Source organism: Bradyrhizobium sp. 62, assembly GCF_023073035.1.
Taxonomy (GTDB): domain Bacteria; phylum Pseudomonadota; class Alphaproteobacteria; order Rhizobiales; family Xanthobacteraceae; genus Bradyrhizobium.
Genome location: NZ_JADPIT010000031.1, coordinates 204,581 through 221,727, shown reverse-complemented (window position 1 = coordinate 221,727; position 17,147 = coordinate 204,581). Strand labels below are relative to the sequence as shown.

At 60.3% G+C, this 17,147-nt stretch carries 12 protein-coding genes; 4 read left to right on the top strand and 8 right to left on the bottom strand.

Annotation, left to right across the window (positions count from 1 at the left end):
* Positions 1-17: 17 nt before the first annotated feature.
* Both IVB47_RS29010 and IVB47_RS29005 read left to right on the top strand, forming a co-directional pair.
* Complete coding sequence (locus IVB47_RS29010; RefSeq protein WP_247466635.1) at positions 18-2,936, top strand: tandem-95 repeat protein; 2,919 nt, start codon at positions 18-20, stop codon at positions 2,934-2,936.
* 37 nt (positions 2,937-2,973) lie between these two features.
* Complete coding sequence (locus tag IVB47_RS29005; protein ID WP_247466455.1) at positions 2,974-3,294, top strand: DUF3467 domain-containing protein; 321 nt, start codon at positions 2,974-2,976, stop codon at positions 3,292-3,294.
* Between the two features lie 20 nt (positions 3,295-3,314).
* On the opposite strand, the gene IVB47_RS29000 is transcribed toward IVB47_RS29005, so the two are convergent.
* From IVB47_RS29000 to IVB47_RS35590, 3 genes are read right to left on the bottom strand one after another with little or no spacing between them, the layout of a single operon-like run.
* The gene (locus IVB47_RS29000) at positions 3,315-5,303 is read right to left on the bottom strand and encodes a prepilin peptidase (protein ID WP_247466453.1); all 1,989 of its coding nucleotides are present in this window, start codon (positions 5,301-5,303) and stop codon (positions 3,315-3,317) included.
* On the bottom strand, positions 5,303-7,402 hold the full coding sequence (locus IVB47_RS28995; RefSeq protein ID WP_247466451.1) for a peptidase M50: 2,100 nt from the start codon (positions 7,400-7,402) through the stop codon (positions 5,303-5,305). The genes IVB47_RS29000 and IVB47_RS28995 overlap by 1 nt, the downstream gene beginning before the upstream one ends.
* A 49-nt stretch (positions 7,403-7,451) precedes the next feature.
* On the bottom strand, positions 7,452-9,305 hold the full coding sequence (locus IVB47_RS35590; protein ID WP_247466446.1) for an HlyD family efflux transporter periplasmic adaptor subunit: 1,854 nt from the start codon (positions 9,303-9,305) through the stop codon (positions 7,452-7,454).
* A 112-nt stretch (positions 9,306-9,417) separates the two neighbouring features.
* Here IVB47_RS35590 and IVB47_RS28985 point away from each other — a divergent pair, with 112 nt between their 5' ends.
* Complete coding sequence (locus tag IVB47_RS28985) at positions 9,418-10,272, top strand: efflux RND transporter periplasmic adaptor subunit (protein WP_247466443.1); 855 nt, start codon at positions 9,418-9,420, stop codon at positions 10,270-10,272.
* 980 nt (positions 10,273-11,252) lie between these two features.
* Here IVB47_RS28985 and IVB47_RS28980 read toward each other — a convergent pair.
* From IVB47_RS28980 to IVB47_RS28960, 5 genes are all read right to left on the bottom strand, one after another.
* A complete protein-coding gene (locus IVB47_RS28980; protein WP_247466440.1) occupies positions 11,253-11,450 on the bottom strand; it encodes a hypothetical protein in 198 nt (65 codons plus the stop codon).
* Positions 11,451-11,465: 15 nt separating this feature from the next.
* A complete protein-coding gene (locus IVB47_RS28975; protein ID WP_247466437.1) occupies positions 11,466-11,645 on the bottom strand; it encodes a hypothetical protein in 180 nt (59 codons plus the stop codon).
* Between the two features lie 508 nt (positions 11,646-12,153).
* Entirely contained in the window at positions 12,154-12,342 is a 189-nt protein-coding gene (locus IVB47_RS28970) for a hypothetical protein (protein WP_247466434.1), read from the bottom strand.
* A gap of 1,290 nt (positions 12,343-13,632) precedes the next feature.
* Positions 13,633-13,971 carry a hypothetical protein gene (locus IVB47_RS28965; protein WP_247466432.1) on the bottom strand — a complete coding sequence of 113 codons (339 nt, stop codon included), beginning with the start codon at positions 13,969-13,971 and terminating at the stop codon, positions 13,633-13,635.
* A gap of 460 nt (positions 13,972-14,431) precedes the next feature.
* Positions 14,432-15,169 carry a metallophosphoesterase gene (locus IVB47_RS28960; protein WP_247466429.1) on the bottom strand — a complete coding sequence of 246 codons (738 nt, stop codon included), beginning with the start codon at positions 15,167-15,169 and terminating at the stop codon, positions 14,432-14,434.
* 545 nt (positions 15,170-15,714) lie between these two features.
* On the opposite strand from IVB47_RS28960, the gene IVB47_RS28955 reads away from it, so the two are divergent.
* Positions 15,715-17,142 (top strand): undecaprenyl-phosphate glucose phosphotransferase, encoded by a 1,428-nt coding sequence (locus IVB47_RS28955; protein WP_247466426.1) that lies wholly within the window; start codon positions 15,715-15,717, stop codon positions 17,140-17,142.
* The last annotated feature ends 5 nt before the right edge of the window (positions 17,143-17,147 follow it).

Here is a 17,147-nt window from a genome sequence, read left to right as displayed (position 1 = left end):
AGGACGTCACGGCCGATGTGCAGGAGCATGGTCCCGCAAAGACGGTAACGGCGTCTTATACCGATCCAGATGTCGGCGACACGCACAGCTTTGCGATCGACACCGCCGGGACTAAGGGCAAAGTCGTCAGCAACGGCGACGGCACGTTCAGCTACGATCCGAATGGCGTCTTCATCGGCCTGAAGGCCGGAGAGGCCGCACAGGATACGTTCAAGTACACCGTGACCGACGGCTCCGGTGCTTCGTCGAGCGCAATCGTGACGATCACCATCAAGGGCGAGAACGACGCCCCGGTGGCGAAGGATGTCACGGCCGACGTGCAGGAGCACGGTCCGTCGAAGACGGTGACGGCGGCGTACACCGACGCGGACCTTGGCGACGCGCACAGCTTCGCAATCGATACCACCGGGACGAAGGGCAAGGTCGTCAGCAATGGCGACGGTACCTTCAGCTATGATCCGAACGGTGTCTTCGTCGGCCTAAAGGCCGGAGACACCGTACAGGACAAGTTCAGCTATACCGTGACCGATGGCTCTGGTGCCTCATCGACCGCGACCGCGACAATCACCGTCATCGGCGAGAACGATGCCCCGATCGCCAAGGACGTCACGGCCGATGTTCAAGAGCACGGCCCGTCGAAGACGATCGCGGCTTCGTACACAGACCCGGACCTCGGCGACAAGCACAGCTTCGCGGTCGATACCGGCGCGACGAAGGGCAAGGTCGTCAACAACGGCGATGGCACCTTCACCTACGATCCGAACGGAGCTTTCATCGGCTTGAAGCTCGGTGAAACGACCACCGATACGTTCGACTACGTGGTCAAGGACGCCGCAGGCGCTTCGTCAACCGCTACGGTGACGATCACGATCATCGGCGAGAACGAGACTCCTTTCATCACGTCGGGCCCGCAAGCCGCGCTGCTGATCGAGGATGCGCATGTCAGTCGCATCGAGAGCGGATCGGGAACGATCGGTTTCACCGATGCCGATATCGGCGATATGCACGCGGTCTCGTTTGCTGCACAGGGCGCCAGCTATGTCGGTCTGTTCGGGCTTACCCCCGGCAAGCAGAATGCAGGCGGTGGAGCGGTTGATTGGACCTTCCTGGTTCCCGACAGCGCCCTCGATCATCTCTCTGCCGGGCAGACGCTGGTCCAGAAATACACAGTGACGATCGACGACGGTCACGGCGGACAAGCGCTTGAGACTGTCACGGTCACGATCTCTGGAACGAACGATGCTCCCGTGATCACCGGCGGCAAGCACAGTGCCGACGTCACGGTCGATGACGATCATCGCGGCGAGGGACTGGCATCTGGGACGCTTGCCTTCGTTGACATCGATCTCAGCGACAAGCATGTCGTCAGTGTCCAGCCGCAAGGTCGCGGGGCGAAGAGCTATTTCGGGAGCTTGGAAGCGGTCATGGTCTCTGACGCCAATGGCGGCGGGCAGGGATCAGTCCAATGGACCTATCGCGCCGGCAATCAGGGCCCGGACCTCCGCGACGGCGAAAGGCTGGTCCAGCTCTACGACGTCACCGTCGATGACGGCCGTGGCGGGAAGGCGACCCAGACGGTTTCGATCACCTTGGTCGGGGTCGGGGTACGGCAAGAGCCGCAGCAGCCGTTCCCACCCTATGACTTCAAGCTCGATTCCCCGAAATTCCCCGAGATCAAGGGGCATACGATCGATGTGGACTTGCTGCCGCCGATGCAGGGGCTGCAGTATCTCACATTCGTGGCCTATAGCGGCTGGCTCCCGCACCAGGGCGGCGCCGTCAACACCAAGAGCCTGGATCCGCTTCCCGAGCCGGATGAAGATGTTAATTACTGCCCGATACCTCCGTCGTTCACGCCCTGGATGCACGGCGCCTCGCCCTTTAGCCTCCATGATATGCAGCATCAGTTGCAGTTGCTGGACTCGAAGAGCTACGGCACGCTGTCTCCGAAACCGTCAGCCGGTGCTGATAGTCTCAACCGCAAGGACGGTGCGCCGCTGACGGATGCGCCGACCGAACAAGGCGTCGACCAGCAACCCGGCAAATCGTCCGACGGCTCGCGTTCCAAGCGGGGTGAAGCCGCCCCGCAGCCCTCGTCCGCCGATCCGGCAGGCACTCATGTCCACGATGACCGGGCTCGAACGATCGACAATGTCGCGGCCCTGGTGGCCGCGCCGTTGATGCTGTCCCAGGGAGCGACCCTTCGCGCGCGTGCGCGCCGTGGGCTGCCGAAGGAGAGAAGCCTGGGCGTGTCGTTCACCAGCGCGGGTGGCGTCAAATCGGTCGTATTCAAGCTCAGCTACGACGCCGAACGTCTAAGTGTGATCGGTGTCGAGCCTGGTACGGATCTGCCGGAAGCGGCAAGGGTCATGCTGTCGTGCATGCCGAACGATGGCACCGCGATGGTCCGCATCTCGGTGACCTCGGACGAGGAGTTGCCCGGCGGGACCGTCGACCTTGCATCGCTCTCCGTCCGCTATCTCGATGCCACCATGGATGGTGAACTCACATTGGTGGCGGTTGACGTCAACGGAGAGACTGCGACCGAGAGCGAGCCGGTGCGGATTCGCCTCGACAGCCTGCCGCTCAGCCTCGATGCGGCCGACTGCGGCTCCGACGTGCCTGATCATCCGCCGTCTATCGGCCGGTCCGCAACTCAGGAAGGTCGCGTGAGAATTTCAATGGACACGCTCGGCCAACAAGCTGCCGCTCCGCCTCCTGTTGGGAGCAATCGTCGTGCCGCGCAAAAGCCGATCCGGATTGCGATCCAGGAGGCTATCGACGAGGCGTCGGAAGGCACGCGTTCTGCGGCCGACCATCTGTTGCAAGCAAAGCCATTCTGGCCTGCAGCCGGAACGGCCGCGAGCAAGGTTCGTATCCCCACGGCGTCTCTGAACAATACCGGCCCGGCGGGGTCTCGCATTTCGATCCCGTGATGCGGGTTATCCGGAGAGTAGAAGAAAGACTGCAATCATGCCCAATGAGAAAGACACGGCAAATTCCGCAGGCCAGCTGGCGAAAGACGGTGGTGCAACGGCCGCTGCGCAGCAGGGCATCAAGGTCGATACTTCCTCGCTGAAGAGCTCCTATTGCAACGTCGTCAGCGGAAACAGCACCCGCGAAGAGGTCGTGTTGTCCTTTGGTGTGAACCAGGATTGGGATTTGGGTCCCCACCCGCGCGAGATCCAGCTGCACCACCGCATTATCTTGAGCCCGGGCGCAGCCAAGCGCCTGCTCGATCTGATGACGAAGCTCGTGCATGATCACGAGGCACGGCACGGGGAGATCAAGTAACCGGCGAGTGGTCCGCTGCGTCAATCCGGCCTTGCAAATGCGAGCATAGTGTCGCGCTGGTCCTGCAGTCGCAGGGTCTGTTGCCGGATCCGGTACTGAAGGCGTTGTGCCCGGTCCTGAGCGTAGAGTTGCAGGATGCGGGCGAGCGCCGCGGGAACCGTCGTTCCCTTATCGGTCAACATGCGATCGAACATACTCGCGAGCGTTGGCGCGAAGACGCTCGGTAACTCGTCGTCCAGCGCCGCGATGACCTCGTAAGTGCCGGGCTGGCCTTGGCGGCCGCCGCGACCGATCAGCTGGCGGTCGATCCGCGCCGACTCGTGGAATTCCGTCAGAACGACGTGCAGGCCACCCTTGGTTTCCACGCCATCACCGAGCTTGATGTCGGTACCGCGGCCGGCCATGTTCGTTGCGACGGTGACCCGGCCTGCATGCCCGGCCTCGGCCACGATGTCCGCCTCCTCGCGATCGTGATGTGCGTTGAGAACGACATGATCGATGCCGGCCGCATCGAGCAGCTTCGACAACACGATCGATGTCTCGATCGCACGTGTGCCGATCAGGGTCGGGCGTCCTTCACGACGGTGGTCACGAACGGTGTCGACGACGGCCGACCATTTCTGTTCGGAGGTGCGGAACATCCGTGTGCCGCGCGAGGTGCGACGGCTCGGCCGATGGGTCGGTATGCGCACGACGGAAACGCCGTAAACTGCGTGGAGTTCTCCTGCGACTTCCGAGATCGTTCCGGACATGCCACAGAGATGGAGATAGCGCCGGAAGAACCGCTGATATGTAATGCTGGACTGCGTCTGGTGGCGCACGGTGACCTCGCATTTCTCCTTCGTCTCAATCAGCTGGTGCAAACCGTGCTGCCAGGAGCGTCCTTCGGCAATACGGCCCGTGAATTCGTCAATGATCTCGACCTTGCCGTCGACAACGACATAGTGCTGGTCGATCTTGTAATGGTGCAGGGCAGCGAGTGCATAGTTGACCAGTTCGTCGCGCGCCCTGCGCGCTTCCCAGACCCCGCTCAAGCCGTGACTGAGCTTCTTCAGCGTCTCCGAACCGGCCGTGGTCATCTCGACGTTCTGCGTATTGCTGGATAGCAGGAAGTCCGATTGGGGCTTGAGTTGGTTGGCAAAGCCCAGCGCCTGCGCGAACACCTCGTTGGGCAGCGGATTGCCTTCGGCGCCGGCGATGATCAGCGGTGTACGCGCTTCGTCGATCAGGATGCTGTCGGCTTCGTCGACGATCGCGAAATGGAGGCCGCGCAGCAGAAGCGGCGGCATATCGACGCCGCTCAGCTTACCAGTCATCCTGCTGGCATGACTGCGACGGTCACCAAGCTTCAGCCCGTCGCGCAGATAATCGAACGCGATCTCCTTGTTGACGCCGTAGGTCACGTCGCAGGCATAAGCTGATCGACGATCTTCCGGCTCGTCGTCGTGCTGAATGACCCCGACCGTCAGGCCCAGCGCGCGATAGATCGGCTCGAGCTCTTCGGCGTCACGCGCCGCCAGATAGTCGTTGACGGTGATGACATGCACGGGGCGTCCCGATAGCGCTGCGGTGATCGCGGTGGGCAGGGCCGTCAGCGTCTTGCCTTCTCCGGTCGCCATTTCGGCGAAGCGGCCGTCGATCATCGCCCAAGCCCCTTGGAGCTGGACGGCATGGTGCCGAATCCCCAGCACGCGAAACGTCGCCTCGCGCACCAGCGCAAAGCTGCGCGCGACCAGATCGGGCCGGAAACCGTGGCGCAGCAGCGGGCCACGCAACTGCCTGGCCTCCGCCGCAAGCTCCTCGTCGCTGAGGCCGGTAAAGAGCGAAGCACATTCGTCCGCCTGCCTGACCCGCGACGCGAGCTTGCCCGCGTAATTCTCAAACCGCGATACCAGGCCACCGAAAGCCCTGGTCAGAGCGAAATCGACGGGCGCGATCTTGACGTCGCCGCGTTCCGGATACGGACTTCTGGATCGCCACGCCTCGTTTTTGCCCGGCGGCCTGGCCATCAGGCTTCAAATCGCGACAGGAAGAGCTGCCTCAACCGGCGATACCATTGCGTGGCGAGCGGCTCAAATCCATGGTCGAAGCGCACCAGCACGTGACTGCCGAAATTGGCCTTGGCGGCTTGGGGCGGCAGTTCGAGGTCGAACTGGAAGGTGCGGGCCAGCGTCTTGAGCTGGTTGCTGTCGCGCGGATCGACGATGAAGCGTCCACCTCCCGCTTCGGCGAGCGCGCGGCTCGGGAGGCGATCGGATGCCGCGGGGACTTCGCGGACGATCTTGCTCTGGTAGCTTACCGACGGGGCGTTCGCCAGACGCACGTCCATTTTCTCAACCTTGTTCCGTACGAGATCGATGTCGTCTTGTGGCACCACGATGCGGGCAGTCCGCGACTGCGAGAATATCACGTAGCCGAGAACATCGCCGCGCTTGGCGTAGCGGCCGGGAAGATCCTCGGAGGCCGGCGACAGGAAGACTCCATCTACGCTGCTGCGGATTTTCAGCGCGTCCTTGCGTTCCGATGCGCGGTCTAGATTGGTTTGCTTCAGAGAAATTTCCTGGCGCGTAATCTCCGCTTGATTGCGATCCGTGAATTGCTCGGAGGCCAACCGCCGCCTTAATCCATCGATCTCGGACTGCAGCACCTGCATTCTTGCGTTCAGCTCAGGCTCATCGGCTTCGACGAGAACATCGCCGGCATGCACGCGGGTGCCCGAGTCCGCCAGCACCTTGCTGATGAACCCGCTGTCGGCTGCCCGAATGTAGCTTTCCTCAGGAAGCCAAACGACGCCTTCCGATACGCTATAGAGCGGGAACGGTGCCAGGAACAGGGCGCCAAACAGAAGGGTGGCGCCCACGAGGCTGATCGATGCTGCGCGCAGTCGGCGCTTTTCGAGTCGCGCACCGGTGAGGACGTATCTGAGGCCTTTGTAGATGGGGAGGCCCAGCCCGAGCGTGATGCCCCAGATCGCGATGAGCGCGCCGACGACGAAATAGTGTGCAGCCACGAAGATCGAAATGCTGAACAGCATCATTAATCGATAGGCGAGGGCGAGGGGAGCATAGGCAAGAAACCAGTACCGCTCGCGCGCCGCACCCGACGGAGGGGGATCATGGAGGCCGTATGCAAACCGGTCGACCAGCCATGACCAGTACTGCGTCGACCGGGCGCCGAGGTTCGGGATTTCGATCAGGTCGGACAGGATGTAATAGCCGTCGAAGCGCAGCAGCGGGTTGACGTTGAAGAGCAACGTCGACACGCCGGCAATGAGTACAGTCTGAAACAGCAGAGACCGGACCAGGCCCGGCTCGACCAACGTCCACAGCAGCATGGCGAGTGCGGCAACAAAGACTTCCGTCAACATCCCGGCCGCGCCCACCAGCGCCCGTCGCCATTTGCTGCGGAACGCGATCGAGGCCGATGCATCGACGTAGGGCACCGGTGCGAATACCAGCAACATCAGGCCGAGTTCGTGGACCTCGCCGCCGCCGACCTTGGTCGCGTAGGCATGACCCAGCTCGTGGAAAAATTTCAACACGGGGAAGACCATTGCGGTGAGCAACAAGCTCTCGGATGCGAGGAGGCGATCGGATACGCCGTCCGCCATCTCGTTCCAGTGGATTCCGATGAGGACGAGGGCGAACAGCACGGTCGTCAGCCAGATCAGTGCACCCGCGCGGGTGAAGACGTAGCGAACGACGGGAAGCGTCTTTTCCAGGAAGCGATCTGGGATCCAGACCGGGAGCCGCATCGCCAGCGGATTGCCGAAGCTCCCCTTGCGCTTGGTCTTCTCGTACTTCGTGTATCGCGCCAGCATCTCGTTGGCGTTTGGCGCGATATCGGTCTGTAGAAGGTCCGCGCCGTTCAATTGCGCCAACAGGCTGATAACTTCGCCTTGCGTCGGCGCGTCGTCCTGCAACTGGCTCACGGCCTGGCGCCAGATGTCGTCCAGGGTGCGTTGGCCATTCATCAGACCGACGAAAAGGTAGACCTCGGGCGTGAAACGGTGTGTCCGGCCTGAGGCGCTGTCTTCGACGACGTACCAGGAGGAGTTGCCGTAGCGATGGCGATGCACGCGAACATGGCCCCGCAGTTTCGGCTTCAACGCGCCGACGCGGTGCCAGGATGCGTCGAGGAAATTCTCTCTCATGGCGTTACGGCAGCCATTTCCAGGCTGTGATGTGGATCCAGTCGATCAGCGAGCGCGTCCAGATCGCGAGCAGGGAGCGGCGGTCGATTGAGATCTTGCCGATACCCTCCATGCCTGGCCTCAGCAATGGTGCGACCCCTTGCACGGCTGCTTCCACTCGAAATTGGTTGTGGCCCTCGGATGCCGTCGCGACGGGGGTGATAACCTTGACATTGAAGGGGACTGCGTCGCTGGAAAGGCCGGTGAGGACCAGCGTTCCCTGCTGGCCTTCCGAGAGGAAGGCGATATCGCGCTCGTCAACCTGGAGGATCACCCTGAACGATTCGAGCGGAGCGATCTCGAAGAGCACCTTGCCCTTCTCGACCGGAGATCCGATCAACTGGCGCAAATCGCCCGAGACGACGACGCCACGGAAAGGCGCGGTAATCGCTGCTCGCGCAAGCTTGTCCTCGACAAGTGAGAGCTGTGCTGCGGTTTGTTCCAGCGAAGCGGAGACGACGAGCGCGACAGACCTATCGTGCTTCGACATCGCATCGCTGTATTTAAGCGTCTGCTGGTCGCGTTCGCTCTTCCAGCGCGCAGCCTCCAGCTTGAGTTCGCGATCGTCGAGCGTGGCCATCATCTGGTCCGGCTCGACGATATCGCCGGCACGAACGGGAGCGCTCGCGACATAGCCGTCGAAAGGCGCCACGATGGAGCGCTGGATGGCGCCTTCGACCACGGCCTTGGCGGTGATGCGGAATTCACCCTTCGCGAATGCCATGGTCCCGAGCAAAGCCAGGATCGCGATGGCGCCGAGCTTGATTGCGGGACGTCCCGGGCCGAGCAACGCTCGCGCGCTCGATTCGATCGCCGTCACGGCCCGGCCGGCGATGAACTTATTCGTCTCTGACTTGGTTTCGAGGCCGGGTCCCACCAGCGCGGCGACGGCCTCGAGCGTTTCGATCGTGGCGTCGTCGAACGCCTTGCTGCGGTCGCGTTCCAGAAGAATGACGCCGGCCGATCGTAAGCCATTGGTCATCAGCACGGAGACGACAGCCGAGCCTCCGAGCCGCTTGGCGAGATCTTCATGAGCGAGCGCGATGCGGCGTTCGGTGCTCGGCGTGACGGGAAATGCCACCGAGGCGTTTTGGTCTGCGGCCTCTTCCATCGCATTCTCGATCGTCGAAACGATCTGGCTCTGTTCGCTGAACACTGCGGCATGCGACATTGCGATGAGTTTGATGCTCTTGCCGTTCAGGAAGCCAACGCTGACATTCGTGCAATCGAGCCGGCTCGCGAGCTCGTTGGCGATCGACAGCGCGGAGGCGCGGAACGCCGAATGCTGCTGCGCCTCCGAAAGGATACCGAGCGCAAAACCGGTGCGGGCGAGCTTGGTCGAATCATGTGTGCTCTGCTGTCGGACGAACAACAGCTCCAGCCATCCGATGCCCCAGCGTAATTGCCGGATCACCACGGGGATGTCCGCCGTCGGCCGGTTCAGCGCGACGACCACGACACCCATCAGCCGTCCGTGGCTGCCGATGGGCTGGCCGATCTGCATCGCGCCGGGCGGTGCCGTTTGATCGATGAAGCTGGACTTCCGGCTCAACGCCTGTTGCGCGGTTGCGGCGAGAAAGGACAGGTCCTGGTGGGCATCGGGCCAGCCGGCGACGCTGGAGAAATGGCCCTCGCCATCGTCGAGAAGAAGGAGGGCGGCGGTGGCGCCTGCCACCTGTTCGCATTGCAGGCGAAGCCAGGCCTGGCAGAACTCGGAGGCATCGCGGGCGGTCGCCAGCACCGTCCAAGGGCCGGCATCCGGCCTCGAATGGGGCGTTGACTCACCCTGCAATTCGATGACCTGTTCTGGAGTTGGCACCGCGCGCCTGCTGATAATAAGCTGTCGGAAAATCTTGTTTCTATATGTGTCCAGTATCGGGCCTTGTGTCGGAGAACGCAATGTTCCCATGCGGTTACGAGGTAAGATCGAGGTGAAACAATTGCCCAGGATCAATTCCGTCCCGTTTTGGGTCTCGCCTTACGTGGCTTCCACGGCCGTACTTTTATTGATTGCAATGTTGGATTGTGCGGATGCTCAAACAAGGACTTTTGATTGCATTTTGGAGCCTCGCCTGAAGATCAAGCTCGCGACGCCTGTCTCCGGGGTTTTGAAGGAAGTCCTCGCCGACCGTGGCGATGTGGTCAGCAAGGACCAGGTCGTTGCGCGGCTCGAGTCGGCCGTGGACCAAGCCCAGCTTGAACTCGCCAAGGCCAAGGCGGAGAGCGATGCGACCGTGAAGGCGCGGGAGGCCCGGCTGACCTTCTTGACGAAGAAACGCGAACGAACCACGAGCCTGATGGCGAAGGGCGCCGCATCGGCCGCGGCCCTGGACGAGATCGAATCCGATTTCGGTGTTGCCAGCCAGGATCTTCGAGAGGCACAGGCCAACCTCCGCATATCGCAGCTCGAAGTGGTTAGGGCGGAAGAGGTCTTGAAGTTGCGCTCGGTCAGAAGCCCCATCGACGGTGTCGTGGCCGAGCGAAATCTTCTGGGCGGAGAATTTGCCTACGATCAGGCGCCCATCATGACGATCGCCCAGATCAATCCGCTCAATGTCGAGGTCTTTGTACCCATCGCGCTGTACGGGACCATCAAGATCGGGATGGAAGCGGCAGTTACAGGCGAAGAGCCGGTCGGTGGCCGATATGTTGCAAAGGTCGAAGTGATCGACCCGCTCATCGACGCCCGCAGCGGTACGTTTGGAATCCGGCTGCTTCTGTCAAATCCGGACAACAAAATTCCTGCTGGCCTTCGCTGCAGGGTCGAGTTTCCGCTGGCGCCGTGAGATACGCGCGGTCTAATACGCTGCTGGACCCGTCGCCGAAGACGCCCGCCGAAGGTCGCGCCAGTTGATTTACAGTTCAGCGTTCGCTCCCGGCATTTTAAACCTAATCGCCTTCTGCCGGAGCGACCTGCACAACGATCGCGTGAGGTGACAAGGTTAGGATACGAAGCCGCTCTGACGCGCCCGTTGCCACTTGCGCGACTTCTTGTTCTCGACGATTTTTACACCTCAGCTCTCTCCGTTCAAGATTTTTACACTTACTTGAAGAATCCTACACCGTCGGCTACGGCGTTGCAGCCGCAGCATGGCCCGTGCGCAGAGCCTGGCGGCGTGCGCCGCGCGCTCCCTGGCGGCGAGCTCTTCGCGCACGCGCTCGACGTATCCCTCGAAGACTTCTAGCTGCACCCGGCCGAGCTGGGACGTCCCGTCGAAGCCTCGCCTTCGGAGACCGGCGATACGCTGCAGGACGCCCGGCTCGCGCCGGCGGCGAGCACCCGGCGTGGCGAAACAAGCAATTCGTTTCTTTCTGCAGGAGGCCCTCGGCATTCTGAACGCAATGCGCGCGCGCACCGCGTCCACGGGATCGCCGCCGCACGTCTCGCGGTGGCCTGGCTGACCGCCGTCTTCGGCTCGGCCGAGTGGACGAGAAGGATGCTACTCGGTGTGGTTGGCGATCGAAGGAAATTGAGGCAAGTTGACCGTTCTCTGATCGGCGGGCGTGATGCATCCGGCAAGAGGTCGGCCTGACGTATTCCCTAGAGGTCGGAGGTACACCCGTTTAGGGCAAGCATGTCAGTTTCGGAGGGAGGCCCAGGCATTCTCCTGTTCGTGAGCATGCTTCGCAGGCGCTCGCGAATTGACGTCTGCGATCCGCGGTCAAGAGCGAGCACTCAAGTCGGTCGGGACGCCTCGCACCCAGGAACGATCAGTTTAGATCGTCCTCCCGGGTCCGATGTCGATGCGCATTTGTCCGCTCCAGGCTAAAGATGCTGACCCCAGTGAATTGGCGTGCAGATCAGGCCACGTCGCTCGATCTCGCGGAAGAGAGCTTCCGCGCGCCGCTTTGCTGGTAAGCCGACGAAACGCGTGCCAGCGAGTGCATCGGCTTGCACCTCTTGGCGGATGAACTCGTGCATCCGCAGAATGAATTGATCGGATAAGCCTTCGAATTCGCTCATGCTCGCTCAACTGCGTCAATCAAAGATGCAGGCGAGCACGAAGATAACCGGCTCCCAAGCGATCCACCCAATCGTCCCCAACCAAGCAGCTGTGCCCAGGAGGGCTACGGTGGCGAAGGAAAGTGGGAAAGCGAGATCGAACGACTTGCGGCGCTCTTGAGGATATGCGGATCGATCCGCGGTTCTATCGGTCATTCGGATATTCCTCTCTTCGAAGTCATACCGAATTGACCGCCCGCGGCCAAACGTTAGCGGGGGTTAACCTGACCGGTAAAGCTTAACAGCGATAACCAATTCACGGGGCCACCCGCTTCTTACAAGGGAACGCGTTCTGCTCTCAACGGAGTGGACCATCGCCTTTCGCGTATCAGCCCCTGGGCTTATTTGGACACGCTAGGTTTCGAAGATGGATTGCCGGCATTTGCGACGCACTGTTTATAGAATGCTATCTCCTCACGCCCTGAGCCTCTTGCGCTACCTGTTGCGGGATTGCCCGGAATGCGGGCCGGAAAGGCATTCGCAAGGGCAGCATCGCATTTTCGTGCAAGCTCGACCGCGATCGCGGGGGCGCTGGTTGGCAAGAGCGCAACGAACAGGGCAGCCGTGGCGAGTCGCTTCATGTCGATGTTCCTCGATCGGCACCACAAGAATAAGCCGCGGTTTGTCGGGCGTCCACTCCTCAGGGCTATCAGTTTGGCTCCCTTCAAGGTGCCGGGTACAGCGTGGCGAGGTGGCCGAGCGACAAGGTGCGCTCCGCGGCATTTAGCAGGCGCTTGCTGATAACTCGGTTGAGTTGCCAATCCGACCGGTCAAATTGATTCCCCGCCCAGATTTGAGGGCAGGCATTGCCCGAATGGTCGAGGACCCAAACAAAGTAGTAGTCGTCTTCCATGCCCCGCATTTTGGACTAGGTGGGCGTGGTCCGTCCACTCCCCCGGTGCAGCAAACCGCCGGCTAACGCTGCGGCGCCCGGCCTAGCCTTGCCGGCAATGATAGTCGCAACCGAAGCCAGCCATGCCGAGCATGTCTAAAAGTGCGTCGAGACGTCGTTAGCCCTGGTAATCTGCCTCGCCGGCTGCCCCGCATGTGGAGGCCGGCATTTTGACGCCGACGGGCTGCCGGTGCCGCGGATGGCAGGGCCTCACCTGGTCGCGACACTGGATCGGCCGGCGCCGTGACGCTGACGCGGATCGCTTTGCGCCGCCTTCACGTCGCTGCCAGCGAGATGCGCTTTGACATTACGAAGGAGACCACCGCGGCAGCATTAACCGCGGGGCTCAAGACAGGACATCTCCGCCTTGGGAGCCGAGGTCTGCAGCGGCGCTTTTCGTGACAAAGCGGAAGTACTAAAGTGCGATCTCGCGATCGGTGCCCGCCGACCGCCAACAATCTCAGTCAGACTCCTGCCGGCTCATAAAGCTGGCGGACTTTTATGATCTGACGCTGCCAAGGATTGCGAGTGATTGGTGTCGCCTTACCCGAAGGTCTTGAGGTGCACCACGAACGTTACGATGATCCGAATCGGTTGGATTACTCTCGGAGCAGCTTGTTCTCCTCCTCGGCCTCTATCGTTTAACCACTCGCAAGCGGCAGCTCATGCGCGTGGCCGTGTTCGACTGCCGCTCCAATGGATCAATTCGGCCGAGAGGCGCGCAAGAGTGGCCGACACCGACTAATCGGCATTGATAAAGCGCCGGGCAAGCCCGGACATTGCCATTCGGTTGCAAGCTGACCGTGGGCGCTCTGACAACGGTCCCGACGGACGAACCTGACGTCACCCGCAATTTTGCGGAGCAGCGGGAGAGTGGCTGGATCGGGGCTACTTCATAAGGGCCGGCCAAGCCGCTCTTTCGAGAAACCGTGGAACCTCGGAGAACAGGCGATGAAATCGTCTTCTCTCCGCCCCACCGGCGTCGCCGAATATCGCCTATTGTTTTCCTAATGGACGAGATAAATTGATCGCATGAACCTCGCTCCTGCGGCCTCTATTCGTTGGCTGCTTTTGTGATCCTGAAAGCGGACCGAGATTGCCGCAGCAACTTCGTCAGGTACGAACGATTGAGATTGCCTTTTTATAGGCCGCATAGCCGACGCTTTTACGTGCACTGATCAAGATTTCTTCGGGCGAGACTGACAGTCGGTCCGATAGATGTGACCTGACACGCCAAGGCGTTCCAACGAGCTACGGTGCATCACCTAAACGGCTCAATCCGTTATCAATCGCGTCGTCACCTGGACAGGGCAGCGTATTGCGGTCGCCGCACGAGATCACTTCGCCATCGAAAACGGAAGGGACAATCAGAGCCGTTAAGACGTACCCGAGCTGGAGCAGGCAGGCCGTCAGGACGATCTCAAGTGCCGTATGTCCGGCAGTTTCGCCCTTCAGCATCGCGGCCGCAGCCAAGACAACGGAGGCAGCGAGTATAAGGGGCAAGAGTATGACGAATCGAAATCTAATTCCGATGATCATTCCAATCAGAAATGTACCGAGGGCCAGCATCGTCAAGAGATCTTTCTCCATCGAAACGCCACCACTCTTAATATCCGTGGCCTAAAAAGGGCTTAAGTCCGACGCCAAATTTTTAAAAAATTCTCAGGCTGTCCTGCCAGGTTGTTCGAAGCCTGGATTTCTCGGAATAACGGCGCATAAAACTAATAGACGATGACATCTTCATGATCCTGATTTGACCCGACAAAGGGCGGGAACCGTTCCGAGCGCGTTCGAAGAGGCGGCAAGCCTTTGCATGACGTCTGCCAACTTCGCTCCGCGTCTTTCGCTCGAAAGCCCGCGTACATGTCTGCATTTTCGAACGGGTACGCATGGAAACGGCCAGTCAACTCGAGCTTGGGCGACAGGTCCATCGTTCCGGGATAATTATTTGCCGCTGGCCGAGCAACGCTGGCACGATCACTCACGAACCAGACAGCTTTTTAAAAGGCCAAGGCTCCGTCAGCCGCCGATGCATGGCGGCCTGCCGCGACTACACCGCGAGCATCCGGCTGCCCTGAATGCTCATTAACGTCAAATTGCCCGTCGCATAGGCGCCCGTATCGATGTTGGCACGATTTGTCAGGAGTTCCGCCCGACGAACGGGCGTATGCCCATGCACAATGTACTTCCCGAATTGTTTTTCACTGCGCAGGAATTCTTCGCGAATCCACAGCAAATCTCGTTCGGTCTGCGCTGCCAAGGGAATGCCGGGACGCACCCCGGCATGAACGAAGAAGAAATCTCCGCACGTAAAGCTCAGCCGTAAATTTTCCAGAAACTTCAAATGTTCGATGGGCATTGCCTGAATCAGGTCACGCAATATCGATGCTGGCTCGTCCCGCTTCAGATCCGGAGGCGCAAGTCCGTAGGACATCAAGGTTTGCGCGCCTCCGACGTCAAGCCAACCTGCGAGCGCCGAGGGATCTTCTAAAAGCCTCATCAGAAACGCTTCGTGATTGCCCTTTAGGAAGACAGTATTTCCCCGCCGGCCTCGTTCGATCAGGATGTCGAGCGTCGATCGCGGATCGGGGCCGCGGTCGATATAGTCCCCCATAAACACCTCAATTGCATGGTGCGGCCGACTTTGAGCAAGGTCGGCATCAATCACCCGTAGCATTTGTTGCAGCAAATGTGAGCAGCCATGAACATCCGAGATGGCGTAAATGCGGACGCCGTCCGGTAGTTTCGGCTTGTGAATTGGCGGGTGTGATCGGGCAAGAAAGGTCATGGCAGGCGCACTCGATCTGTCGCGGATAACATCGAAGGCGCAGCCCGGACGCCATCAAAGGAGTAACTTCGTTCTCAGCGGCCGATTGCCTGAAAGAAACAGTCCCCTCGCTTATCTTATAGCGGCGCGACGAGCAATCAGGCATCTGCATATTGAATTGAAGCACACGCCGCGAAGCTACTCGTGCAACGTCAGCCCATACAGCTGTAAGTGGCAAGTCCGAAGGGTTCTCGCTCCTCCTTGCTGCCAACCTTAGAGTCACGAACTTGGGCTTCAAATCAAAACCAAAGCTCTGCAAGAGCAGAGGATCAGTGCTCGACGTGGAACTTGATTCAAAATAGGGCAGAAGCGCCAGCATGATGCGCGCGATGCAATCTTCAGCGCGCGGCGATCTGCTCAACAAACCGCGATCGTCTGCGCGTCGCAAAAGTTTTGCGTGCAACGCCACAATATCGCTGTGATCAGTTAACAGGTTGCCTGCCTGGGAATTGGCGGATCTTCAGCATCACGGATCAGCGTCAGCACTCTTGATAGCAGAGGTTCGAATGGCTGTTGCAACTTACGGTTCTGAAAACGCTGGTCCGCTGTCGACGCGCGTCACGGCTCTTCAGAGGCCATTCCAGATTGTCATCATTGCTGCTGATTTCTTGTTGATCTTGCTCAGTTATGGCGCCGGGGCCGCTCTCTATAGCTTGGCGATTGCCTCCACGGGCGATGGCGCATCAATGGGTGCAGGGTTGATCGTGGGCACGGTGTTCGTGGCGCTTGCCTATTTCCAGGACGTCTATGCTACGCACCGTCTGCTGAATGTCGTCTGGCAGCTCCGTAAGGCCGTTTTCATCTGGTTGACGTCGCTGACGATTCTCGCGGTCGCCGCATTTCTGCTGAAGTCGACCGACAATTTGTCTCGCGGGACAGTGATTGTTTTCGCCGCCGTCGGCGGCGCCGGACTGATCAGTCTGCGTTTTCTCTGGCCAGTTGTGCTTGGGACAAATTACGCCAGAAGCCGTTTGGTCGATCGCAAGGTCATTCTGTTGAGCTTGAAGCCGCTCGACTTCACCTCACGGCGCTTCAAGGATCTCCGCAGGAATGGATTCGATGTCATACGTCACTTCGTACTCGGGGATGAGAACGGTGATGGCCAGTGGGAGCGTCAGATCCGCGATGTCATCCGGCATTCGCGTGCTGCCGATGTCGATGAATATCTGCTTGCAATCGATTGGAACGAATTGCCCATGGTCCGAAAGATAGGACCCTATCTGCGGGCGGTGCCCCAACCGGTCCGCCTTCTGCCAGACGATTCGATCGCGGACCTTGTTTCGCGCCCATTCCTGCCCGTCAGCGGTACCGTGGCCGTCGAGATCCAGCGGCCTCCGCTGAGTGTGTTTGAGCGTCTGCAGAAGCGCTGTCTGGACGTAGGGGTGGCATCCTTCGCGCTGGTTATACTCACGCCGTTGCTGTTGACCGTCGCCGCGTTGATCAAGCTTGGTTCCCCTGGTACCGCAATTTTCCGCCAATCCAGACGCGGTTTTAACGGGAAGGTTTTCGAAATTTGGAAGTTTAGGACTATGACGGTCAGCGAGAATGGCCAGACCGTCCTCCAGGCAACTAAGGGGGATGCGCGGGTCACCAAGGTTGGGCGGTTCCTTCGCTCGACCAGCATTGATGAGCTGCCTCAGCTCTGGAACGTCCTGCGCGGCGATATGTCTCTGGTCGGCCCGCGCCCACATGCACTGGCTCATGACAACTACTATGATGACCTGATTAGCAAGTACGTCTACCGCCATCACATGAAGCCGGGCCTAACAGGTTGGGCGCAGGTCAACGGCTTTCGGGGAGAGACGCCAACGATCGACTTGATGGAAAAAAGAGTTGAATACGACGTGTGGTACGTCAGTAATTGGAGCATCTGGCTCGATCTTAAGATCATGGCGCGGACAGCCTCGGCCGTCATGTTCCAAGAAGCCTATTGAGCAAC